Here is a 25,261-nt window from a genome sequence, read left to right on the forward strand (position 1 = left end):
GAAAAAGCACGTTACATGATAAAGGAGGCATGTTACAAGAAGGTTTATTTGTAAGCAAGAACGGTAATAACATCATAAATACACTACATATTTCTCATGGAGGTGAATCCCTCACAAACGAGGGTACTAATTGGACATAAACAGTATCGTACAAATTATTTTATTGATTATCTTATTAGCATTAACCGCATTTTTCGTAGCATCGGAATTTGCTGTTGTAAAAATTCGAGCGTCACGCTTAGACCAGCTAGTTGCTGAAGGTAATAAAAAGGCCATCATTACAAAGAAAGTAACGGATGACCTAGATTATTATTTATCAGCATGTCAGCTAGGGATTACTGTAACATCACTTGGTTTAGGTGCATTCACAAAACCATATGTAAAAGAGTTATTTTATCCAGTCTTTAAAGCGCTTAATTTTTCAGACAGCGCCGTAACAGTTTCTTCTTATATGATTGCCTTAGCTATCGTTAGTTATTTACACGTTGTAATTGGTGAAATGGCACCAAAAACACTTGCTATTCAATTCTCTGAAAAAGTGGCGCTTTTACTTGCCCCACCACTTTACTGGTTCGGACGTTTAACGTCTCCGTTCATTAAAGCGTTAAATGGTGCGTCACGTTTATTTTTACGTTTATTCGGCGTTCAACCTGCCGGACATGAACAAGCACATTCAGAAGAAGAATTAAAAATCATTATGGCACAAAGCTTCCAAGGTGGCGCGATTGACCAAACAGAGCTACAGTATTTAGAAAATGTATTCGCATTTGACGAGCGTGTCGCAAAGGATATTATGGTACCGCGTACGGACTTAATCACAATTGATATCGATATGGACTATGACGAAATTATTCAAATTTTAGACGAGCATAATTATACACGCTACCCCGTCGTAGAAAACGGCGATAAAGACCAAATTATTGGTATTGTCAACGCGAAAAAATTACTAAACCATATTGTAGCAAAACGTGAAACAAAGCTTGCTGACTACGTTCGTAGTGTGCCGGTTGTCATCGAAGCAACACCAATTCAAGATGCATTACTGAAAATGCAACTAGAAAAGGTGCATATGACAGTCGTGCTGGACGAATACGGTGGTACTGCCGGTGTCTTAACAATGGAAGACGTATTAGAAGAACTTGTTGGTGAAATTCGCGATGAATTTGATGACGATGAATTAGATGAAATTCGTAAAGTAAAAGATTATGAATACATTATTAACGGACGTGTACGTTTAGACGATTTAGAAGAGCGCTTTGGCTTAACATTCGAAGATTGTGAAGATTTAGATACAATTGGTGGCTGGTTACAACATATGCACATTAACCAAATTGATTTAATGAAAATTGGTGATGCCATTGAGTACGACCATCATGTGTGGATTATCCGCGACGTTGATAAACATCAAATTAAAGAAGTTACATTCATGCAATATCACGAAAAATAATGCTCATTTATGGAGGTGAATCCCTCAATTTGTGAGGGAGCTAATTGGACAGTATCATAATAAATTTACTACTTGTCGCACTCTTTATCCTTTTAACCGCCTTTTTCGTTGGTTCAGAGTTTGCGATTTTAAAAGTACGTACGACCCGTATCGATCAACTTATTTCAGAAGGCAATAAAAAAGCCATCACAGCCAAAAAAGTTACACAAAATTTAGATTACTATTTATCAGCGTGTCAGCTAGGTATTACGATTACCGCGTTAATTTTAGGTGAACTTGGTGAACCAACCGTTGAAAAAATTCTCGGTCCTGTATTTGAGTACTACGGTTTACCAGCCGCACTATCAACAGTGCTATCATACGCCTTAGCGTTGTCAATCGTCACATTCTTACACGTTGTATTTGGTGAGTTAGCGCCAAAAACATTAGCGATTCAATACGCAGAAAAAATGACGTTATTACTTGCACCACCACTATATTGGTTCGGTAAAATCGCTAGCCCATTCATCTTCGTGTTAAACGGTTCTGCACGTTTACTATTAAAGATTTTCGGTGTAAAAGAAGCAGGTCCCGAATCTGTTTACTCTGAAGAAGAGTTAAAATTAATCGTTACACAAAGTTATGAAGGTGGCGAAATTAACAAAACAGAGCTTTCATACTTAGAAAATATTTTCGCATTTGATGAGCGTGAACTACGTGACATTATGATTCCACGTAGCGACGTCATTACAATCGAAAAGAATTTACCTTTAGCAGATATGCTGGCGATTATTGATGAACAAGAATATACACGTTACCCGGTTCACCATAACGGACGTTTTATCGGCTTTATTAACACAAAAGAGATGCTGACAGATATTGCGGCGGGACGTACAAGCGCAGTGGATGCCTTTATTCACCCGATTCCACGCTTCCAACAAACAGCATCGATTAAAGAAGCATTCTTAAAAATGCAACAAACACGCACGCACATGGCACTCATTATGGGTGATACCGACAAAGCAGTCGGTCTTGTGACGATGGAAGATATTTTATCAGAAATCGTTGGCGACATTGAAGATGAAGACGAAGGTCCATCACCAATTCCTGCGACGTAAACAAAGCACGCGCTCAAAGTATTTAATACTTTGGGCGTGTGTTTTTTTGCGAGTATTGTCCTGTTATTAAAAAGCTAGGCACCACCCAAAATATTCAGATATACTAGAAAGAAAAACGCATCTACATAGTCGTTTATGGGGTGAAAAAATGTACACACATAAAGAATTGATCATCCGCCCGATTACCGAAGCAGATTTGCCAAGGCCCTGGGCACTTATTTATAAAGATGAGCAGCCAGAATGGAAAAAATGGGACGCTCCGTATTTTCCACACGAAACAAAAACATATGAAGACTTTTTCATGACAAAAACGCGTTGGGTTGATGCCGATAATTTTTGGGCAATTGAAGTTAGTGGTGTCGTCTGTGGCATCGTGTCCTATTATTGGGAGCATGAGCCGTCTCATTGGCTAGAAATTGGCATCGTGTTGCATGAAAGCCATTCTTGGGGTCATGGTATTGGTACGCGCGCACTTACATTGTGGATTCAACATTTATTTCAAACGATGCCTCTTGTACGTGTTGGCTTTACCACATGGTCTGGCAATGAACGCATGATGCGTGTAGGTGAAAAGCTTGGCATGCAGTTAGAAGCACGCATCCGAAAAGTCCGTTACTATAACGGAACGTATTACGATTCAATTCGCATGGGCATTTTACGTGAAGAATGGACAGCCTTACATACACAGTAGCCTTATTTATCACACCTCGCAACGACGATACGCATATTGTCGTTGCGCCTTCCATCAACGACACATCCTCCTTTTTACCTACCAGAACCTCTTATCCTCCTATATATTTCTACCATTTTTTCATTAACTTCTACTTTTACCTTTCTTTTGAAGGTGTTCGGACTCCTTTAATTAGGATGAAGGTTCTATAATATTGCTAGATTCCTTTATTTTCTAAATAGTCTTTCATGAGTCTCTTGCCCTTTTACCCTTTTCGTTATTACTTACATTGGAGGCGTTAAGATGTTTATAAAAAGAAAAAACAGACCGCTATCTTGGACACTTTGTACAGACACGTCACATGGCATTTACATTACGGACGCGACCATTCTTATGCAAATTGAGCTTATCGGTATTACACCAGCAATGCTACAGTATGTTGCCACCGTTAAACCACATATTGACGCGACAAAAGAGCAAATTACAAATGCCTTTTACAGTACGATTGAAGCAGTGCCTGAACTTCGTCATATTATCGCGCAACATTCAACCTCACAGCGGCTAAAAGTCACACTCCATCAGCATATTGTTGAGATTTTTAGTGGGCGCTTAGACGAAGCGTATATTGAACGGCGTAAACGAGTTGCGCAAGTGCATCTGCATATCGGTTTATCGACAAAATGGTATTTAGCAGCACTCCAAAAGCTAGAAGATGAAGTGCGCCGTATTTTAATGGCGTTGCCGTATATGCTGGAGCAGCGCTTAGATGTATTAGATGCTTTTTTAAAAATTATGTCGCTTGAAAAACAGCTTGTACTTGAAGAATACGAAGATGTTTTTTACGCACAGCAATTAGAAAAAGAGCTATCCGTTCGAGCTGCTGTTAAAGAACAAATTGGCAGTATTGTGACAAGTATCGATAAGCAAGTTGTCGCATCCAATGACGTTGTTCAAACACTTGCTGCATCCTCACAGCAAGTGAAAGCACAGATGCATGAAGTTGTAGCTGCTTCCATCCATACAAAAGAAGAGGCACAGTCTGGCTTTGAACAGATGCAGGCGCTTCATATCCAAACCGAACAAATTCATACACAAGCAAATGAAATGACGTCGATGGTGCAGCGCCTATCCCTATCGTCGACCGAAATTCAAGCGGTTGTGAATATCGTGAAGCAAATTGCGGACCAAACGAATTTACTTGCGTTAAACTCAGCAATTGAAGCGGCACGGGCGGGTGAAACAGGCAAAGGCTTTGCCGTTGTCGCTGACGAAGTACGTAAGCTCGCGAATAATACGGCTACATCGGTTGATAAAATTGGGCAGTTAATTTTACAATCGTCCGGTATTACAACAGATGTCGTTCATGCGATTGCATCTATTCAACAGCTCGTGACAGAAGGGCTGTCACTGCATGACCGTACGCTGCATACATTTACAGCCATTACCGATGCGATTGACGGCACGATTACAGACTTTCAAACGGTCAACGAACAGTATCAGCAAGTCGAACAAATCGTTCAAAAAATTGAGGAAACATCGCATGAACTAACACGCGCCACACAGCACTTAGAACAAACGATTACGTCATTTTAAAGACCTGCTAAAAGAGACTGGGACAGAACCCTATTTCTGAGGAAAATAAGTGTATGAAGATGTGCAGGTGTGTCCCGACACAAGCGGCGACTTCAGCAGGAATAGCAATGTTTTTCTGCGACGAGTAATCGCAGGAGCATCAGCTTGAGACTACAAGCTCAAGCCATGCCTGCGAAACGCGTCCGCTATGTGGCGTAGCACCAAAAGCAAAAAAATATCCTTCAGCAGTTATCATTGCTGAAGGATATTTCTTTTTGTCCCAATCTCTTTCGCGTTATTGTTGTACGGTAACAAGTTCATGCTTTAACGCCGCCTGCTGTTGTAAAAGTGATTGCAGTACTTCTGCAATACGTGTTAATTCTGATGTCACGTGCGTAACTTGCTGCATCGCTTGTAGCTGCATGTTCGCAGCACTTGTTGTTTCTTCCATTTCTTGATGAAGCACATTATTATCTTTCACAACGTGCTGGAACACACCGTTAAATTGCGAAATCGCGCTAACGGCTTGTGCGATAATCGCTGCAATTTCGGTTGTACGTATATCCATCATGTCCGTAGCCCCAACAATTTGCGTAAACGTTTGCTTCGTCTCACTCATCAATTGTTGCCCGTATTTCATTTCAGCTAAACTGCTCTGCATGCTTGTGGAAATATCGGTAACATCTGCGTGAATCGTTGTAATTAGCTGTTCAATCGAGCCGGTAGAACTTTTCGCTTGCTCCGATAGCTTCTGAATTTCACTTGCCACAACGCTAAAGCCCTTCCCTGCTTCACCTGCACGTGCCGCTTCAATCGAGGCATTTAATGCCAGTAATTTCGTTTGATCTGCCACTTGCTCAATCGCTACAACCTTCGTCGCGATTTGGTCTGAGGCAGTTGATAATTGCTGCACTTGCTCTTGTAAACGCGTTAATGTTTCGCCAAGCACATCATACTGCCTTAACACATTTTGTAGCGCTAATTCGCCATCATGTGCTGAGTGTGCCGAGCCATTTGCTTCTATCGCAATGTCACGTGCTAGTTGCTCGACATGCTGTAATTGTAATTCAAGCTCATCGTGATTGCGCGCAACAACCGTTAATGTTTCAGACGTTTGGGCTAAATTACCACTACTGCGTGTAATACCTTGTTGCACTTGCTCGCTCGCAATCGACACATCTGCTGTTTGAATATCTAATGAGGACGCTTGTTGCTTAATTTCTTCACTCATCTGTTCAATTTGAGCCATCACATGATCAATTTGCAATTGAGCTTGTTGTTCTACTGCAATATGCGCTGCTTCTGCTGCTGTGGTATAACGAATCATTTGAATAGCCCCGATGCTAATCAGCAATAAAAACACCGCGTGGATCATCAGTAATGAAAACCCATAATTTTGCGTTCCACAAAGTAATTCTGGAAAAAAGAAAAAGCCACCAACATGATGCACCGCAAAAATACTTGCTGCACCAATGATTAAATTGATTTGTTGAAACATCGAAATAAATAAAATGACGACGAAAATCGAGAAGTGGTACTCAACAAGCCCATCTCCTGCTGCAATCATGGCAATACTACTCATTACAAGTGTGAGCGTAATGCTCCAGCGAATAAAGGTTTGTGACTTTTGACGACGACACGCATAGATTGCACATACATTGCATAAGCTCATCATTGCTAGTAAAAAGATAATTGGACCAAGTGTACCACCCGACTGCGCTTGTCCTTTCGCTGCTATAATTTGTTCCTCTAAAAATCCAAAGTGGCGGTGAAGTACGAACACCACGATTGCAAGGCTTGACATAATCGTCGCAATAACCAACAATAAACGGTTTTGAACGAACTGCTTTTTCATAAATACTCTCCTGTCATATCGATATAGGTATTCTCTTCGCCTGTTGAAATGGCTTACGAAAATGTTCCTACACGCTTTAAGTTGAGGCTATTCTACCACAACTACTTATAAAAAAATACAATATAAAACAAACGACATATATTTTGAAATGAAAGATACAATATTTGAAATTTAAAGTTCTATAATAGTTTTTTTAGCACACAAATATAAAATACAAGCAGTTTTATTTATTATATTTTTACCATTTTATTGAATTTGGTAGCATACTCATAAACAGCACCGTTCACCTAGGCCTTGATTATGTAGACAGTTGTTTATTATGAGAAAACTCCAACACCCTGCGCGAATAAAAAATAGCCCTCGACATGGTAATGATTGTCGGGAGCTAGCTTACTAATTAGTACTTTTTATGGATGATGACATCATAAAATACTATACGCCATATAAGATCCGTCATTTATAAATACTGAAACGCTTTCGCATCTGAAATCGCCGCATTAATACATGTGCTTAAATACGCTTCATTTTGAAATCGTGCCTTTAATGCACGCATCACTTCCGCTTGCAAATAAATAAATTCCGCACTTTGCTCGTGCTGCGGCATTTCTTCTAAACGTGTAATCGCTTCAATAACTTGTGGCAATGGTATGTTCATCTCAACTAAAATATCACGCAATACATACTGAAGTGTTTTATTTAACTGCATGCTCATCACTAAATGCATTTCCTTATTTAACCGTTGTTGCTGTTTTAATTGTTTAACAAGTGGATGCTTACTCACAACTTCATTTAAATAAGCGTATAGCGGTATATTTAACGTCCGTTCGTAATTTACATAACAATCTTCATTTGTTAAATAAATATAGAAGTCAAAAAACAATTGGCATTCTGGGCGTAAGACACTCGCACATAAATCGACATAGAGTGGGGAGTGCTTAATTGTTTTATTAAGCTGTTCAAACTCTTGAATTTGTTCTTCCGCTACGACATAATACGACTTCTTCGCCAAGTATATGATGTTTTCTATTTCTAACACACCCTATCCAATTATATTTTGTTTCATTATAGGATATTTTTTGTAAAATAGAAAATTATAGTAACTTTTATATAACCAAAAACACAATCAACATACCAGATGTCGATTGTGTTTTTCGATTATTAATGAGGTAAAAATACGAGCTGAATGACAAATAGTACAGCAAACACATACATAAGAGGATGTGTTTGTTTATATTTACCCGTCACTAGTTTAAGTAATGGGTAGCTAATAAAGCCAACTGCAATTCCTGTTGAAATACTTGATGTTAATGGCATTGCTAGCACGACTAAAAATGCTGGGAACGCCTCGTCAATTTCGTGCCACTGAATATCTTTTACCGCACCAATCATTAAACTACCAACAATAATAAGTGCTGGTGCTGTAATCGCGGCAACGCCTGATACCGCACCGACAAGCGGCCCGAAAAATGAAACAACAATAAATAAGCTTGCGACAACAACTGCCGTTAAACCTGTACGACCACCTACTGCAACACCAGCAGAAGATTCGATATATGCTGTTGATGGACTTGTACCGACCATCGCACCTGCTGTCGTTGCTAATGAGTCTGCTAGTAACGCTTTACGTGCGCGTGGTAATGTATCATCTTTCATTAAACCAGCTTGCTTGGCGACACCGATTAATGTACCTGTCGTATCAAATAATGTTACTAAAATGAATGAGAATATTACACCATATAAGCCGTATGCAATAACATCACCAATCGCCTCAATTGGATTCCACACTAAAATGCCTTCAGGTACATGTGGTGTTGCTACTACTTGCTCAATGTGTAATTGTCCCGTAAAGAATGCGACAATACCGGTAATGAGCATGCCGATAAAAATTCCACCCGGCACATTGCGTGCCATCAGTGCTACTGTAATAGCTAAACCAAAAATTGTTAGTAATGAACTTGGCGCAGCTAAATCGCCTAATCCCACTAAATTGGCATCGTTTTGCACAACAAGCCCTGACATACGTAAACCGATAAAGGCGATAAATAAACCGATACCTGCTGTAATCGCTAGCTTTAAGTTATTTGGAATCGCTGAAATTAATGTTTCACGGAATGGTGTTAAACTAATAATCACGAATAATAAACCTGCGACAAATACAGCACCGAATGCTGTTAAATAATCAATCGCCCCGTTAGACGTTAACACAACCGTATACGTGAAATATGCGTTTAAGCCCATTCCTGGCGCTATCGCAATCGGATAATTGGCAACAAGCCCCATCCATAATGTTCCGATAATTGCAGCGATAATTGTCGCCATAAATACTTGGTTAATGGGCACACCAGCATCTGCTAAAATACTCGGGTTGACGATAACAACGTATACCATCGTTAAAAACGTTGTTATCCCCGCAAGTACTTCACGTTTTACTGTTGTACCATGTTGTTGTAAGTTAAACATTTTGCACCTCTTTCAAAAACACGAACATTTTAAAGAACATTAAACATATTATTCGTTTTCGAAGCATGTTGCAACTGTTTTCTTCAAAGTGGTAAAAAGTTTATATTATATGAATTTTCTTACTTTAAATGATAGGTATCAGCGCCCATTTATTGGCGTTATAATGCTTGAAATTGCAAAACAAAGCTATTCAATGATGCTGTGTCCTCTGTTTCATTCATTACATCTGCATACGTCTGTACGAGTGCCTGAATGCTTGTAGGCGCTACTGTAAACTCCGGTAAAACATGTGTAGCATAATCCTTTTCCCATGCTCCGTCTTGTAAATAAGAAGCATCAACCGTTTGCGTGTGCTGACATATGAGCCCGTGTTGTTCGGCAATCGCACGTATGTCAGACTTCCCGAAAAGCTGCTGAATATTGCCATCATTTTCAATAAATGCTGAATATAAGGCTAAAATGGACACCGCACAAAAATGGTTGCGCTGTGCAAGCGATGTAAAGGCTAAATCCCATTCTGCAATGCAAATACGTGCAGATAGCTGTGCCATTTTCGCAAAATAGGCAGATAACTGTTCACGCGATGTAAAGTACCATAAACAATGTGACAAGACAATAACGTCATAATCATCTGCTTCCATCGTTAAAAAGTCCGTTTCTAGAAAAAATGTAATGCGCTCCCCTAATGTGGAAGCAGTAATCACATCATGCGCTTGCTGTAACGTCATCGGTGCACCATAATCGCCGCGCGCAATATCAATCGCCGTCACATGTCCCGCTTCACCGACTGCTTTCGCAAGTGCCATTGTTGTATCGCCTTGCCCACAGCCGATTTCTAATACGCGCATCCCTTCAGTAATGTGGAAAGCATCGACTAATGCGAAGCGGTGGCGGAGCTGTGTTGCTTGAATATCGTTCCCTTCATAAAGACCGTATGTTGCCATAAATTGCTGAATATCATGTTCCATGTGTAGACTCCTTTATCGTTCATCTACATGTATTATAGCACGGCATTTACACGTTAATTTGCCGTAGCTTCCTTTAATAATGGACGTCACTTTTCATAACTTCCCCACCGTAACAACGCTGGGCTGTGCCATACGCATACTTGCTGGATTCTTTGCAAGCCGTTGCCGCAACAAAAAGAAATCACTCACTACTAAAGAGCCTGTACATAATCTTCCATGTACAGGCGCTTTAGTGTTATATTACGTTAATGACATACTACAACGTATCGCGTGCTGGTAACGCTTCTACTTGATTCATATCGGTAAACGCCTCGTCAATCACTAGCTCCTTGGGCATATCATCTTCTGCTGCGTCGAAATCTACCGTAATTTTATATTGTTGTAAGAAGCGGTCCTCATAATGAAATTCCGCATAAATATCCTCTGCAGTTACTGTCTCGTCCATTTGGATATTAAATGCACGCTGTAACATGGCATATACATATGCGATATTATCAGGCTGTACCGTAAATGTTACGTGTGCAGCCTCATTTTGTTGCTCGACCGTATAGGCAGAAGACTCCAACATTAGTTCAAAAAAGGACATTTTTGCAGGAAGTGGGCTATAAGCACGTTCTCCTTCTAATGGTAGCCATTCATCTAAATTCAGTCGCTCGTACGCTTCTTCTTCGGTCATATATTGTTCAATGAGTGTAGTGCTTATCCCCGCATGTTGTGTCACTGTATATAATTGCTCCGGCATCCACACATACGTCGTTTCTTGTTGTGTCATCGTATTTAATTGCTCATCGTCATAAACATTTTCAATACGTAGTAACGACGAATAGCCTGACCAATCTTCCATTTTATAAATCCACATAAGTAGCTCGTCTTCTGTGACATTTTCCTGTGACACGCTTTCTTGTGGCTCGTCCACTTCGTCGCTTACCTCAACATCTTCCTCGTCCATTTGTGGCTCTGGTATCACGACCTGTTCGTCATCTCTTCCTTCTGACTCTCTTGTCTCACTCGTCTCCCCTCCAACTGGTTCTGTTGCAGCTGTATCCGTTACTGGCGTTGGTTTTATCGTTTCTTCATTTACCTGCTCATTACATGCGACTAACATGAGTACTGCCCCGACCATTACTGCATATTTACGCATTATGACATCCTCCTTTTATTTAGATTCACATATTACGCCCGACTACATCTATTTACGTAGCGTATTCCCAAATTTACGCATAAAAAAACAGCTTTCGGGAAATGCCGAAGCTGTTTTTGTTGGAACTTAGGAATTATCATATAAAAAAAGCTGAAAATAGATAGCATTAAAAACCCCCCACCCGAAAATTATCGGGTGGGGGGTTCCTCATATCGCTCTTCGTTTATACCGCTTGCTTTTTGAAGCGTGGGTGTGCCCAAAGCTCGCGCCATTTCAATACAGATGTAATGACGATAATTAAACCGAGTGTCAGCATGATGACAGATAACACACCGTTTAATACGTTGAAGCCGCCCGCATCGCCGTTCCAGTAGACGTTTTTAACCATCCAGAAGCCAGCTACGTTTACTGTAATGTATAAGTAAACAAGTGGCACGAAACATGTTAAGGCATAAATGCGTTTGTCGGCAATTTTTAAGACGAATGTGACACCACATACTAAACCGATTGAGGCCATTAATTGGTTCGATACGCCGAACAGTGCCCAAACCGAAGCGATGTCTCCTGAATTTAATAAATACCCCCACATAATACAAGCGAGCGCACTTGCTCCGATTGCGCCTGGCATCCAGTCAGTTTTCTTTAGTGGCTTATACACATTGCCTAAGAAATCTTGGATTAAGTAACGAGCTGTACGTGTACCAGCATCGATTGCTGTTAAAATAAATACCGCTTCGAACATAATAACAAATTGATAGAAGTAACTTGTTAAATGGCTAAACCATTCAACGCCCGCAAAGATGGCGGCCATACCAACGGCAAGTGTTACTGCACCACCCGTACGTCCTTCTAAGTCCATACCAATTGCTTCAGAAAGCGCCGGCAAATCGACTACGGTCATTCCTAATGTTGCGAAAACTTCTGGCGTTGAGTTAATCGCGAAGTAATCGGCTGGGTGTAATACCGTTGCAGCGATTAACGCCATCACCGCTACGACACACTCTACTAACATGGCGCCGAAACCAACAACGCGAATATCTTCCCAACGGTTAATCATTTTTGGTGTTGTTCCTGAACCGACAAATGCGTGGAAACCAGAAATCGCACCACATGCAATAGTAATCGATACGAACGGCCATACTGGACCTGCTACGATTGGACCGCCACCACCTAAGAAGTCAGGAATAATCGCTGGGAATTGAATTGTTGGGTTAATGATGAATACCCCAACGATTAAGGCGATGAATACACCGATTTTCATAAAGCTTGATAAGTAATCACGCGGTGCTAATAAGAACCATACTGGTAATGCTGCCGCGAAGAATGCATAAATTGGTAAAATTAATGATAGTGCTTCTCTGTCTAATGTTAAAACTTCACCAAGCCATGTACCTTGAATATATGGCCCTGAGAATACGGCAAGGATTAATAGTCCGACACCGATTGCGGTAGACAATTTTAAATTACCTGTTGTCCGTGTAATAACTCCCATTAACATCGCAATTGGAATCGTTGCGGCAACGGCGAATGTCCCCCACGGATTATCGGCTAATGCGCCTAAAATAACCATTGAAAGACCCGCCATTGTAATCGTGATGATAAATAACATCGCTAACCCCGTACAGAAACCAGCAACTGGACCAAGCTCCTCACGCATTACTTCCGATAACGATTTACCGCCTTTCATCATTGACGCAAATAACACAACAGCGTCATGCACGGCACCACCGATAACGGCACCGATTAATAACCATAAATAACCGGGTAAATACCCGAACTGTGCAGCTAAAATAGGACCTACTAATGGACCTGCTGCTGCGATTGCCGCAAAGTGGTGACCAAAGGCAACCCATTTATTCGTTGGTACATAGTCTTTACCATCGTTTTTTTCGTGTGCTGGCGTTGGGCGATCGTCGTTAATTTTTAATACTTTCTTTGTGAAGAAAATACCATATAAACGATACGCAATTGTCAGTACACAGATGGCACCAATTACAAGTGTAATGGCATTCATTATGTAATTCCTCCTTCATATTCATGTCAAAATATGTACAAATTATGGCATATACTAATTTTTCACAATAGTAGCACAATTATTGCTATAGAACAATACACATCTGAATAATTTTTGTAAACATAACGCTTTGTTTACAATCAAAATCTGTTATAGCACAACATTAAGCACTGCTATTTTCTTATTTTTGCAGTCTTTTTCGTCAGTTATACAGCAAAATTCCTCGGTATAATTTCTTGACAAATCGTTTTCTCCGCGATACAAAGCCACACAAAAAAACGAGCGATTTCTATATAGCACTATAGAAATCGCTCGTTTGCACATATTCAATTCATTAGCGGAAGTCCGCTTTAAATTCGCCTGTAATCGTTTGGTGACCGTTTTGCTCGTCATATGCTTGTACTTGCTCAAGCTCGAAGCGATCCATAATCGGAATATCGTTCACTGAGAATAGGTACGCATCTTTTGTTGCTTTATGCTCATACCAAGCCCAGTTTGGTACAACGAAGTAGTCACCGGCTTTCCAGTCGAAGCGCACACCGTTAATAACCGTGTAACCTTCTCCTTTATGCGCATGGTAAACCGTTGAGTGCGTATGACGCAATGCTTTTGTATGCATGCCAGCTGGTAAGTGTTGCATACGTGTCCCAAGTGTTGGGTTCGCTGATTTACCTGTTGATGGGTTGATATATTCTACTGCAAAGCCGTGATGTGGGTCTGGATCGAAGGCCATTAAGCCTTTAATGCCATCAACAGTACGGTCCCATTTATAGTTTGCAAGTGGTGCAACGGTAAATTTATCATCGCCTACTGGACGTACCATACCACCGCGGTAACGTTGTTCAGTAAAGTTATCAGGTACACCTGGTTGCTCTAAGCCATCTGCATACGGTTCAAAGAATGTACCACCGATGCCGTAAAGTGTTGGAATATCAAGCGCGTCCATCCATAACATTGGTTCTGTACCTACATGCTCATGGCCGTGCCATAAGTTTTTTGGCGTAATTAAGAAGTCGCCTTCTTCCATGAAAATACGCTCACCTTGTACGATTGTATAAGCGCCTGACCCTTTTGAAATAAAGCGTAACGCAGATTGTGAGTGACGGTGAGACGGTGCTTTTTCGCCTGGTTGTAGCATCTGAATCGCCGCGTAAATTGTTTGTGTTGTTGAGCCCCAGCCCCATGGTTTACGGTATGTTAAGCCTGGATTTTGGAAGTAAATCGCACGACGTTCACCACCACGGTCTGGTGTGAAAATTTGTGCTGCCTCGCCCATTTTCTTCTCTAGTAATTCACTTGACCATAAATATGCTTCTGCTTGTGGCTTTGGCGTTTTATGCATAATTTCTGGAATCGCTTCCCAAAGTGGTCCTAAGTTGTACTCCGCAATATCATTTTTGAAATCGGTTACAAGTTGACTTTTCATAAATTGTGCTACTTCTGGTGACATTGGACCTGCCATCATACATCGCTCCTTTTCATATCTGTGTAGAAAGAGGCGCTACACCATTTGTCAAATTCTGATGGTGTAACGCGCTTCTTAAATTTCCTTACGCTGTTGGTACTGCTTCTTTTACTGTCGCTACTTTATTTTCAAGTGCGCCTACTTTATCAATCTCAATACGTACAACATCGCCATCTTTTAAGAATGTCGGTGGTGTCATTGCTACACCTACTCCACCTGGCGTACCAGTTAATACAACATCACCTGGCTCTAATGTCATTAAGTTTGATAAGAACGCTACTAACTTTTGTACAGAGAATACTAAGTTCGCTGTGTTTGTTTTTTGGCGAACTTCACCGTTTACTGTTAACACAACATCTAAACCTGATGGATCTTGTAATTCATCAGCTGTTACTAGGTAAGGACCCATTGGCGCTGAACCATCTACTGTTTTCCCTTGTAACCACTGTAATGTACGGCGCTGAATGTCGCGGTATGTTACATCATTCGTAATTGTGTACCCTGCTACGTAATCAAGTGCATCTTCTTCTGATACATTACGCGCTTGTTTACCGACAACGAATGTGAATTCTGCTTCGTAGTCTAATTGCTCTGAGATTGGGTAGAACGGAATATCGTCGTCTGGCCCTAAGATTGTGTTCGCAAATTTTGCGAAAATAACTGGATGTGTTGGTAATTCACGACCCATTTCTAAAATGTGTTCGCGGTAGTTATGACCAACACAAATAATTTTGCCTGGGTTTAATACTGGCGCTTCAATTTTTACATCTTCACGTGCGAAAATCGCTTGTTGTTTTGATGCTTGTGGGTTTTCTAAAATGAATGCTACCGCTTCATCAGCAAGTTGTAATGATTTTTGTCCACCTTGATATAATTCATCTGTTGTTGCTGGTACGAAGGCATGTGCAATTTCTTTTGCACGGTATTCGCCTTCTGCTACTAACTTCGCCTCGTATGCTAAGTTTAAGTCGATTACTTGCTCCTCTACTAACGCAGCTGCGCGTGTTGTTCCGTTAAATGTATAGTTGATTAATTTCATGCTCTCGGACACCCCTTATCGTTTTAGAGTACTTTGTTCTCTATTTATAGATTTAATGTAATATACAACAACCTAGAAAGTCAACTTTTTTCAGAAAAATCAATGAACAACTTTTTTTCTACTATTAAATGATTTTTACAGCGCTTAATCATCAAACCGAAATATTGTTAGAAAATTATAATTTTTGTTGACAAATGAGTGCGTTTTCATGTAAATTTCAATTTAAGGAACTTAGTTCTCTATATGTAGAATTAAAAAATGGAGGGGTTATGAAATGGAACAACTTAGCAATGTAATCGTAGTCGGTGGAGGAATTGGTGGTTTAGCAGCTGCTCTTGCCATTACGAAAAAAACAGATAAAACTGTTGCCGTACTTGAGCAAGCACCGCAATTTGGAGAAGTGGGCGCAGGTATCCAGCTTGCACCAAACGCACTACACGTGTTAGACCAATTAGGCGTAAAAGAAGAAGTATTAAAAGCAGCCGTATTACCAAAACGTTTAGTATTAAAAGATGTATACACAGCAAAAGAATTAGCGGTACTTGATTTAACGGAAGATTTCCAAGCACACTTCGGTCAGCCATATATCGTATTACACCGTTCAGATTTACACCGTTCTTTATATGAAGCATGTCAAGCAAACGGCAATATCACATTTTTAAATAACCAAGTTGTACAAAAAGTAGAGCAACAAGATGGTTCAGTAAGTGTTGTCAACCAAAACGGGGAATCATTTAGCGCTGAAGCCGTTATTGGTGCAGATGGTTTAAAATCAAATATTCGTAAACATTTCTCACAAGATGAGCCCATTTGTTCAGAATATGTAGCATACCGTGGAACGATTCCTATGGAAGAAATGTCAGCAACAGGTGACGTTGAGTTAGATGACGTAATTATGTGGATTGGGCCAAACTTACACTTAGTACAATACCCAGTACGTCGTGGTGAGCTATATAACCAAGTCGTTGTATTCAAAACATACGACTATAAACCAGAAGGCGACTGGGGTACACCAGAAGAAATGGCGAAGCGTTTTGAAGGAGCGCACCCATTAGTAGAACGAGCACTTGAGTTTATTTCAACACAATTCCGCTGGCCGATGTTTGACCGTCTACCAATCGAGAACTGGACAGATGGCAATGTAACATTACTTGGCGACGCGGCACACCCAATGCTACAATACTTAGCACAAGGCGCTGCACAAGCATTAGAAGATTCTCTTGTATTAGCAGAATCATTACAAGACGCATCAAGCTATAACGAAGCATTCGTAGCGTACCAACAAGAACGTCAACCACGTACTGCCAATGTCCAAACATCTGCACGTAAATGGGGAGAAATTTTACACGCTGAAGATGATATTACAACATTACTGCGCAACACGATTTTTGCACAACATACAGCGAAGAGCTATGAAGTAGCAGATTTCTTATACAGCTACTTCAACAAACGTCAAGAAAAAGTAAACGCATAAAAAAAAGAAGAAGAGCATTACGCCTCTTCTTCTATGTAACCGAAAATGGCAGACATTTCGCGACTCATCGCACAAAGACGTTGAATGTGTTCATCTTGTACGTCGTCTGGCACATCTTCACTAAAGCCAACGACCGCAAAGACACAAACAAGCTCTTTTTGGAAGTTAAATACGGGGAAACTCACCGATGATACATGTTTCACAAGCGGTTCATATGCAAGTACGACTTGCTGCGCGCGAATTTGCTTTAATTCTTTTTGGAATGCCGCAACGTCGAACCCTACAATTGTTTGCTGTTCACGCTCAATCCAATTCAGCACTTCAAATGAATTCGCGTATGCCGCAAACATTTTCCCGGTTGCCGAATTGAGCGGTAACTTTGTCCCAACTTGTGCACCGATATTTAAGCCGTAATTGGTGTTCCAAATATTTGTAATGACCGGTGTATCATTGACCCATGTTGCAAGCAGCGTGGACATATTCGTCATTTTGCTAATTTCTTTAAAGTACGGTGTTAAACGCCCGATGAAATCTGTATTTTGCATCGCTACTGTGCCGTATTCTAAAAACTTATAGCCGAGTGAAAAATAACCACGCTTTTGGTCGCGGTATAAGAGACCAAGCTGTGTCAATGTATTCAAGTATTTATACAAATTACTTTTGGAAATTCCTGTTGCTTCTTGAATATCCGTAAATTTTAGCGGTTCGTCACTTTTAGCGACGACATCGATAATGTCGATGCCTTGTGCGAGTGACCCAATCGTTGTACTTGTTGACATACCACAATCATCCTTTCTTTTTTAAAACTATACCATATTCAGACAATGATACTATGAGGAAAGAGGTTTTTTTATGACTTATGCACAGTTTACAACGAATATCGAACAATTTGAACAAAGCATTGCTACGTTCACACAAACATTCCAATCCACACCTGAAGCAACACTGCGTCAACAGCCATCCCCAGCGGAGTGGTCTGCATTCCAAATCGCTAGCCATGTTGTAGAAGCTGTACGCTTTTGGGTAACTGATTTAGAAGCATTACTTGTTGTACCAGGCGCAAAATGGGGACGTAACCATGAACACGTTCGTCGCCTTGCTGCGGTGGAAGACAATTACATTGCTTCATTAACAACAGACGGACTTATTGCTGATTTACAAGCACTCATCCCTCTTGTAAAAGAAGCACTTGTACGTGTAGAAGATGCAGATTTAGAGAAAACTGCACCAAGCTACAATGCAAACTTTGATGGCAAACCGCTATCATTTTTAATCGATCATTTAATTATTAAACATGTGGCGGGTCACGTTGGTCAACTTGAACGACACATCGATAAAGTAAAACAACTTACAAACGCTTAATTTTGTACGCATCCCCCCTGATTCGTACATCCATCCCTTACCCTTATAAATGTTTATATAAAAAACGAAAGAGCGCAGGTGCCGACTGCGCTCTTTTTTCTTGTGAAAGAACGTTCGCATCATCGTTATTTAACATTTTCATATTATGCTGACGCACAGTAGCATGCTCACGGTGATGCGTATACGTTGGAGAGCATACAATGGTAGAAGAAATCAAGAAAAATCACGAAATTTCTTCTATCATTTTTTGTGTTTGTCATCCGCTGTTAAATAAAAATATACATTTCAACTATATAGTTGAAATGTATAGTTAGACTGTATATAATGAGTGTAACAACATAGAAAGGACAAATGCGATGAAAAAACATAAGCTACTCCCGTTAACAGAAACGATGCACTATATTTTGCTGGCACTTCGTGAGCCGCTTCACGGATATGCTATTATGCAACAAGTTGAACATATGAGTCATGGTGACGTACGCATTGCTGCTGGGACACTATACGGAGCGGTTGAAAATTTATTGAAATATGACTGGATTGTCCAAGTACCCTCTGATGACCCGCGCCGCAAAGTGTATCACATTACCGATGAAGGACTTGCTATTTTGGAACAAGAACGCCAACGTTTACAACATATTGTGTCATTATATGAAGGAGGGATTTTATGAAAAAGTTTAAGTTATTTACGGACGCCACAAAAGAAGAAGCTTGGCTGAATGAATGGATGCGTCTTGGCTATGAAGTAACGCGAAAAAATATGTTCCAAGTGTATTCCTTTACACGCACCGCCGATACAAACCGCGCCATCCGTATCGACTGTCAAAGCTTTTCGTCTAAAAAAGCCTTTGAGCATTATAAACAATTTCATGAAGAGCTCGGCTGGCACTATATTGATGGCTCACAGTGGCAACATTTACATTATTGGCGTAGCCCCGCAAGTCGGGAGGACGAATTATTTTCTGACCACGACTCTGAAAAATTATATTTACAACGTTTAACACAGTACTACAGCTTATACACGACATTCTTTTTTGTGCTCGCGATTATTTTCGTCGATGACATGTCCAATTTCTTTAATATTCAGTCTGCCTTTTTAACACCTGGCTTATGGAACAAAGAAGGAAGTGCTTTTATAAGTGCCTTTTTATTTGAATTACCATTTGCGCTTGTTCGCTTCTTCTCGCCTTGGTTTATGATCGTTGCAGGTTTCTTCTTCCTACGTACCTATATGAATTATACGAAGCATTTAAAGAAACACCGCTCATAAAATGCTTATTTAATATTATTGTTGACTTCAATATTAATATTAAAACAACCTTGCTGCAGATATTTGACAAGGTTGTTTTTAGGTCGTCGTTACCTTTTTTCTGTGAGGATTTTTTGGTCGGCTACATATAGCATGCAGCTTCTTAAAAAAAGCATGTCATAAAAAATGCGCGCATAGCCGCTCTAGTTGCGACAAATAATGATGTTTGACTATCAAATTGCTCCGATCATTCACCGTTTACTAATGGATGTAAAAATCCTCCGAATAATTCGGCAATATCGATTGCTAGAACGACTGCCAAATTTGAAAATATTATCGGGAAATATATCACATACATACTGGATGATTTTGGCTCATCACTACGCGTGCTACTTTTCATGTGTGCTGAGCAGTTTTCAAGGAATTATAGCTAATATACTTAAGCAGCATGCATGAATCCGCAACCGATAAAATACAAAAAAACTGCCCCCTTCTTTATAAGAGGGCAGTTTTTAGTCAAGCACATGTTTATTCCGTAACACGGAACTGGCGTATTTGTTGTTGTGTTTGTAATGCTTCTGTCGTTAATACTTGGGCAACGGCATGAATTTCTTGCATCGTTGCATTTTGTTCTTCGACTGCTGCAAGAACGGTTTGGCATGCATCGGACGCCTGTTGTGCCCCGGTTGCCATGTCATTTACAGATGCCGCGACTTCTTCAGTACTTGCGGTCATTTCTTCTGCAGACGCAGATACTTCTTGAATATGCGCAGTCATTTCATTAATTTCGGTTTCAATATGTGTAAAGGACTGTTGCGCACTGCCAACATATGTGACACCTTCATCAATGCTTTGCACCGTCGCATCAACACTTTCAGCAACCGCTTTTGTCTCTTGTTGAATGATTGCTGTTAATGACACAATTTGTGTCGCTGATTGTTTCGATTGCTCCGCTAACTTACGAACTTCATCAGCAACAACGGCAAAGCCTTTGCCATGCTCGCCTGCACGTGCCGCTTCAATCGCTGCATTCAGTGCAAGTAAATTTGTTTGGTCTGTAATATCGGTAATCACCTTTGTCATTTGCTCAATTTCGGTTGATTGCGCATGTAATTGTTCAATGCGCGCTTTTGTTTCATATGAGGTTTCTTGAATAATTGCCATTTGTTGCTTCGCTGTTTGCAATGTCGTACTGCCATCTGTTGCCGTTTGTTGCATCACTAACGCACGCTCTTGTAATTGGTGTGATGCTTCGGCAATACGTGCGACACCTTGCGCGCTGTCATCGGTTGCAATCGCACAGTCATTGCCCATCATTGCGGACTGATTCGCTGCTTGTGCGATTTTTTCCATATGTGCAGCAACTGCTTGTGATGTAACCGATACCTCATCGGTACTTGCGGCTAGTTGCTCAGCTGCTGCCGTTGTATTCATGACATTCGCTGAAACGGTTTTGACGACATCTGCTACATTCGTTTGCATCGTATTGAATGCTGTCGCTAACGTTTGCAACTCATCGTTTGTTTGAACAGTAAGCGCTGCTTGGCGTAAATCACCAGATGCAATAACATTCGCTGCGTGTGTCACTTGCGCGAGTGGTACAGAAATATTACGCACAATCCGATATGAAAGAACTGCTGCAATAATTGTACCGATAATCGCTAGTGCAATTAACATAAACTGTGTTGTCGCTGCTGCTGCCAGCGTATTTTCACCTGTTTTATCCATTTCACCTGATTGGAAAGTCACGATGTTTTCAATTGATGCTTGGATGGCGTCATTTGTTGGTACAGCTTTGTCAAATAATGTTGCGGTCGCACGCTCGATATTGCCTGCTTGTACATCAGCAATGACATTATCGACATATGTCGTATAAGCTATTTCTAATTGCTGTAATGTATCAAGTTCTGCTCTCATCTCTGGTACGACAAATAACGGCTCAATTTTCTCTAATGTCGTTAAAATAAACTCGCGCTGCTCATCAATGGCTGCAAGTTCCTCCTCATCTTGACGCAACACGTATGAGCGAATCGATAAACCTTGTAACGATGTCGCATTTTGGATTTTTGTTGCTTCGATAACTTTATACGCACGGTCTTCAAGTAAATATGTATACTCATCACTTATTTTTTGTAATTGAAATACCGCAAATGTTGCTAAACTAATAAACAATAGGATGGAACTCCCAAAGCTTAAAAATAATTTTTGTTTTATATTCATGTGTAACCGCTACTTTATGTAGCTTCCCTCCTATATTCCGTTCCTCTATATCATTTTCATGCAAAACGACTGCATCGCAAAACTTTTAGTCTATTCAATATAATGACTTTTCTATCACAATCCCCTTATGGTACTTCGGCATATTTACATCTATTTTTACAAAAAAATAATATTTAGAACAAATAGCATTATTTTTGTACAATGTTTAACGCTCTAAACGAGTATATAGATATATATAATTCGTCCAGTCTTGTATACATTTTGTTAGGATCAATGTTAATATCGATTTTCACGTTAAAAAAAGCTATATACGCAGATATGCTGCGTACATAGCTAGTAACATTATGTTTATGCGCGAATGCGAATTTCTGTTGTCGGGTCAAAGAAATGTACCTTGTCCATCGTAAAGCCAATCGTAATTGTTTGACCGGCTTCAATTTGTAACTGTGCATCCACGTTGCAACGATCGCATCATCTTCAAAGTTTGTGTATAACATCGTTTCAGAACCTGTTAATTCTGCGACATCGACTAGTACATGAAATGTGTTTTCGTGTACGTCAGGATCATTTACGGTGAAATCTTCTGGACGAATACCTAACACCACTTCCTTCTCTTGATACCCTTGTGCTGTTAACATATCTGTTTGCTGTTGTGTTAACTGAATTGTTTGTTGTCCAATTGTGACCGTGTTATGCTCCACGGTTGCGCGTAAAAAGTTCATCGCTGGTGAGCCGATGAAGCCGGCTACGAAAATATTTTCAGGGTAATCATAAATATATTTCGGTGCGCCGACCTGTTGAATGACACCGTCTTTCATCACAACGATGCGACTTGCCATCGTCATTGCTTCTGTCTGATCATGGGTCACATAAATCGTTGTTGTGCCAAGGCGTCGATGTAATTTGACGATTTCAGCGCGCATTTGCACACGTAATTTCGCATCTAAATTTGATAATGGCTCATCCATTAAGAATACTTTAGCATCTACGTACGATGGCACGACCTAACGCCACACGTTGACGCTGACCACCTGAAAGTGCTTTTGGCTTTCGTTTTAAATACTCCTCTAAGCCTAAAATTTTGGCTGCTTCCTGTACGCGGCGCTCAATTTCTTCCTTTGATACTCTGCGCAGCTTCAAGCCAAATGCGATATTATCATAAACAGTCATATGTGGATATAACGCGTAATTTTGGAATACCATCGCGATATCACGGTCCTTTGGTGCTACTTCATTGACACGGCGTTCGTCAATATAAAAATCACCTGTTGAAATTTCCTCTAACCCTGCAATCATCCGTAGCGTGGTCGATTTCCCACACCCAGATGGCCCAACAAATACGATAAATTCTTTGTCATCAATATGTAAGTTAAAGTCACTTACAGCGGTTACTTTATTATCATATACTTTGTTAATATTATTTAATTTCAACTGCGCCATGCGGTCATCCCCCTTGTTAATGTTCCTACAGTCAGCATAATAGAAAACGCTTTCAAAAAGAATGCAAAATTTTTAGACAATTGTTTAAAATTTTTTTATTTACGCATTTGCCCATTGTTCACGTAAATACGCAGATGCCGGTTCAATATGTGGGTGCTGCGTATTTTCAAGTAATACGGGTACATGCGGCATCGACGTTTTCATATGCGCAAATAACGTATGATAGCGCATTTGCCCACTCCCAACCGGTACAAAATGCAGTGATGGATGCACAATAAAATCCTTCGCATGCACGGCCACAATATCATCCCCAAAAAGTTGTAGCGCTTCCTCAACAAGTGCTTGCTGTGACGTATAATTCCCGTCATGTAAGAAGTTTGCCGGGTCATAAATGATCTTCGCAGCAGGTGACTGTAAATCTCGTAAAATACGAGCCATATGCGCCGGTGTATGTAGTGGATGATTAATACCGCCTTCAATGCCGACAATCGTTTGCTCACGTTCTGCCACTTCAACAAGCTGCGCTACACTACGTACCACGTCCTGATATGCCTCTTCCTCATAATTACGTGTACTATAGCCTAAGTTCGGAATAACGCTACCTGTTTCTGTGCCAACGATGCGCCCATTTAACTGCTTCACAAAGTGTAAATGCGCTTTAAAATAATCAAGTTGGCGCTGACGCTCATCTCTATCTGGATGAATGACGTTAATATAACAGCCGAGCACTGCAATCTGAATGTTATGTGGTGCGAGTGTATCGGTAATAAATGTCGTAAGCTGCTGTGTTAATGATGCCGGTGTTGCCTCAAAATTGGGCAATGTTTTTACGAGTGCAAGTTGCATGTATGAAAAGCCCATGTCATGAATGCGTGCTGCAGTGTCCGCAAATGTTGGTGCTTTCACATCATGCCCACGTATCCCTAATTGAATTGTCATATATTTTTCCTCCTCTATGAAAAAGGCTGTCTTAGACAATTGTCTGAGACAGCTTTTCTTCTATTAACGTGCCAACCAGCCGCCATCAACAGCAACCGTATGCCCATTCATATAATCCGATGCACGACTTGCTAAAAAGACAACTGTACCCATTAAATCTTCAGGTGTTGCCCAACGCGCCGCAGGAATACGACTTGTAATTTCCGCTAAGCGTTGCTCGTCCTCACGAATCGGTGCGGTATTTTTCGTTTCGACATAGCCTGGTGCAATCGCATTAATTTGAATGCCGTGCTCAGCTAACTCATTCGCAAAGGCTTTCGTTAAACCGACAACCCCATGCTTACTCGCTGTGTACGGTGGTACAAACTTACCGCCTTGATAGGAGAGCATCGACGCAATATTAATGATTTTCCCGCTCTTTTGTGGCACCATCACTTTTGCAACGGCTTGGCTTAAGTAATACACCGAGTGTAAGTTTAAGTCCATCACGGCTTGCCAATCCTCTTTTTTGTAGTCAAGAAGCGGTGCACGGCGAATCGTTCCCGCATTATTGACTAAAATATCGATGCGACCAAATGCGTTCACACATGCGTCGACAATGCCATCAATGTGGGTTTCGTCTGATAAATCAGCTTGGTAAAATTGTACACCTCGATTTAGCGGTGCTAATAGTTCTTCTGTTTCTGCCCAGTTTGTGCCGTGTGTGACGATAAATACATCCGCTCCAGCTTTTGCTAAAGCATAGGCATATGCTTGGCCTAACCCCGTATTACCACCTGTAACAATGGCAACTTTTCCTTGTAGTGAAAAATAATCTAGTGAAAATTGCGCTAACGTTGTCATCAAATTCCC

At 40.6% G+C, this 25,261-nt stretch carries 20 protein-coding genes and 1 pseudogene; 8 read left to right on the forward strand and 13 right to left on the reverse strand.

What is annotated here, in order from left to right; genetic code table 11:
- Nucleotides 1-130: 130 nt before the first annotated feature.
- From A6M13_RS10600 to A6M13_RS10615, 4 genes are all read left to right on the forward strand, one after another.
- Nucleotides 131-1,447 (forward strand): hemolysin family protein, encoded by a 1,317-nt coding sequence (locus A6M13_RS10600; RefSeq protein ID WP_066545907.1) that lies wholly within the window; start codon nt 131-133, stop codon nt 1,445-1,447.
- A gap of 44 nt (nt 1,448-1,491) precedes the next feature.
- Entirely contained in the window at nt 1,492-2,544 is a 1,053-nt protein-coding gene (locus A6M13_RS10605; protein ID WP_066545910.1) for a hemolysin family protein, read from the forward strand.
- Nucleotides 2,545-2,692: 148 nt separating this feature from the next.
- The gene (locus A6M13_RS10610) at nt 2,693-3,235 is read left to right on the forward strand and encodes a GNAT family N-acetyltransferase (protein ID WP_066545913.1); all 543 of its coding nucleotides are present in this window, start codon (nt 2,693-2,695) and stop codon (nt 3,233-3,235) included.
- A 282-nt stretch (nt 3,236-3,517) separates the two neighbouring features.
- Nucleotides 3,518-4,807, forward strand: coding sequence for a globin-coupled sensor protein (locus A6M13_RS10615; RefSeq protein ID WP_066545916.1), 1,290 nt, complete (start codon nt 3,518-3,520; stop codon nt 4,805-4,807).
- A gap of 274 nt (nt 4,808-5,081) precedes the next feature.
- Here the strand turns inward: A6M13_RS10615 and A6M13_RS10620 are convergent, their stop codons facing one another.
- The 8 genes from A6M13_RS10620 to A6M13_RS10655 all read right to left on the reverse strand — a co-directional run bounded on the left by A6M13_RS10620 (nt 5,082) and on the right by A6M13_RS10655 (nt 15,728).
- On the reverse strand, nt 5,082-6,641 hold the full coding sequence (locus A6M13_RS10620) for a methyl-accepting chemotaxis protein (protein ID WP_066545919.1): 1,560 nt from the start codon (nt 6,639-6,641) through the stop codon (nt 5,082-5,084).
- Between the two features lie 457 nt (nt 6,642-7,098).
- Nucleotides 7,099-7,650: a hypothetical protein gene (locus A6M13_RS10625; protein ID WP_066545921.1), complete on the reverse strand. Its 552-nt coding sequence runs from the start codon at nt 7,648-7,650 to the stop codon at nt 7,099-7,101.
- A gap of 149 nt (nt 7,651-7,799) precedes the next feature.
- On the reverse strand, nt 7,800-9,101 hold the full coding sequence (locus A6M13_RS10630; protein WP_066545923.1) for an NCS2 family permease: 1,302 nt from the start codon (nt 9,099-9,101) through the stop codon (nt 7,800-7,802).
- A gap of 158 nt (nt 9,102-9,259) precedes the next feature.
- On the reverse strand, nt 9,260-10,069 hold the full coding sequence (locus tag A6M13_RS10635; RefSeq protein ID WP_066545925.1) for an SAM-dependent methyltransferase: 810 nt from the start codon (nt 10,067-10,069) through the stop codon (nt 9,260-9,262).
- A gap of 256 nt (nt 10,070-10,325) precedes the next feature.
- Nucleotides 10,326-11,210, reverse strand: a complete 885-nt coding sequence (locus A6M13_RS10640) for a hypothetical protein (RefSeq protein WP_066545928.1) — start codon at nt 11,208-11,210, stop codon at nt 10,326-10,328.
- Between the two features lie 223 nt (nt 11,211-11,433).
- Nucleotides 11,434-13,224 carry a carbon starvation CstA family protein gene (locus A6M13_RS10645; RefSeq protein WP_066545931.1) on the reverse strand — a complete coding sequence of 597 codons (1,791 nt, stop codon included), beginning with the start codon at nt 13,222-13,224 and terminating at the stop codon, nt 11,434-11,436.
- A gap of 334 nt (nt 13,225-13,558) precedes the next feature.
- Nucleotides 13,559-14,686 carry a cupin domain-containing protein gene (locus tag A6M13_RS10650; protein ID WP_066545934.1) on the reverse strand — a complete coding sequence of 376 codons (1,128 nt, stop codon included), beginning with the start codon at nt 14,684-14,686 and terminating at the stop codon, nt 13,559-13,561.
- An 88-nt stretch (nt 14,687-14,774) separates the two neighbouring features.
- Nucleotides 14,775-15,728 (reverse strand): fumarylacetoacetate hydrolase family protein, encoded by a 954-nt coding sequence (locus A6M13_RS10655; RefSeq protein ID WP_066545937.1) that lies wholly within the window; start codon nt 15,726-15,728, stop codon nt 14,775-14,777.
- 274 nt (nt 15,729-16,002) lie between these two features.
- On the opposite strand from A6M13_RS10655, the gene A6M13_RS10660 reads away from it, so the two are divergent.
- Complete coding sequence (locus A6M13_RS10660) at nt 16,003-17,202, forward strand: FAD-dependent monooxygenase (RefSeq protein WP_066545939.1); 1,200 nt, start codon at nt 16,003-16,005, stop codon at nt 17,200-17,202.
- 17 nt (nt 17,203-17,219) lie between these two features.
- On the opposite strand, the gene A6M13_RS10665 is transcribed toward A6M13_RS10660, so the two are convergent.
- Nucleotides 17,220-17,981: an IclR family transcriptional regulator gene (locus tag A6M13_RS10665; protein WP_066545941.1), complete on the reverse strand. Its 762-nt coding sequence runs from the start codon at nt 17,979-17,981 to the stop codon at nt 17,220-17,222.
- Between the two features lie 73 nt (nt 17,982-18,054).
- Here A6M13_RS10665 and A6M13_RS10670 point away from each other — a divergent pair, with 73 nt between their 5' ends.
- The 3 genes from A6M13_RS10670 (at nt 18,055) to A6M13_RS10680 (ending at nt 19,831) form a co-directional block, all read left to right on the forward strand.
- Complete coding sequence (locus tag A6M13_RS10670; RefSeq protein WP_066545944.1) at nt 18,055-18,564, forward strand: DinB family protein; 510 nt, start codon at nt 18,055-18,057, stop codon at nt 18,562-18,564.
- 356 nt (nt 18,565-18,920) lie between these two features.
- Nucleotides 18,921-19,232, forward strand: a complete 312-nt coding sequence (locus tag A6M13_RS10675; protein ID WP_066545947.1) for a PadR family transcriptional regulator — start codon at nt 18,921-18,923, stop codon at nt 19,230-19,232.
- Entirely contained in the window at nt 19,229-19,831 is a 603-nt protein-coding gene (locus A6M13_RS10680) for a DUF2812 domain-containing protein (protein ID WP_066545949.1), read from the forward strand. The genes A6M13_RS10675 and A6M13_RS10680 overlap by 4 nt, the downstream gene beginning before the upstream one ends.
- A gap of 507 nt (nt 19,832-20,338) precedes the next feature.
- On the opposite strand, the gene A6M13_RS10685 is transcribed toward A6M13_RS10680, so the two are convergent.
- The 4 genes and pseudogenes from A6M13_RS10685 to kduD form a co-directional block, all read right to left on the reverse strand.
- Entirely contained in the window at nt 20,339-22,030 is a 1,692-nt protein-coding gene (locus A6M13_RS10685) for a methyl-accepting chemotaxis protein (protein WP_066545951.1), read from the reverse strand.
- 348 nt (nt 22,031-22,378) lie between these two features.
- Nucleotides 22,379-23,470 (reverse strand): annotated as a pseudogene (locus A6M13_RS10690) (ABC transporter ATP-binding protein).
- A 99-nt stretch (nt 23,471-23,569) separates the two neighbouring features.
- Nucleotides 23,570-24,409: a sugar phosphate isomerase/epimerase family protein gene (locus A6M13_RS10695; RefSeq protein ID WP_066545953.1), complete on the reverse strand. Its 840-nt coding sequence runs from the start codon at nt 24,407-24,409 to the stop codon at nt 23,570-23,572.
- A gap of 63 nt (nt 24,410-24,472) precedes the next feature.
- Nucleotides 24,473-25,252: a 2-dehydro-3-deoxy-D-gluconate 5-dehydrogenase KduD gene (kduD, locus tag A6M13_RS10700; RefSeq protein WP_066545956.1), complete on the reverse strand. Its 780-nt coding sequence runs from the start codon at nt 25,250-25,252 to the stop codon at nt 24,473-24,475.
- Nucleotides 25,253-25,261: the final 9 nt, after the last annotated feature.

It is taken from the genome of Caryophanon tenue (assembly GCF_001700315.1).
Taxonomy (GTDB): domain Bacteria; phylum Bacillota; class Bacilli; order Bacillales_A; family Planococcaceae; genus Caryophanon; species Caryophanon tenue.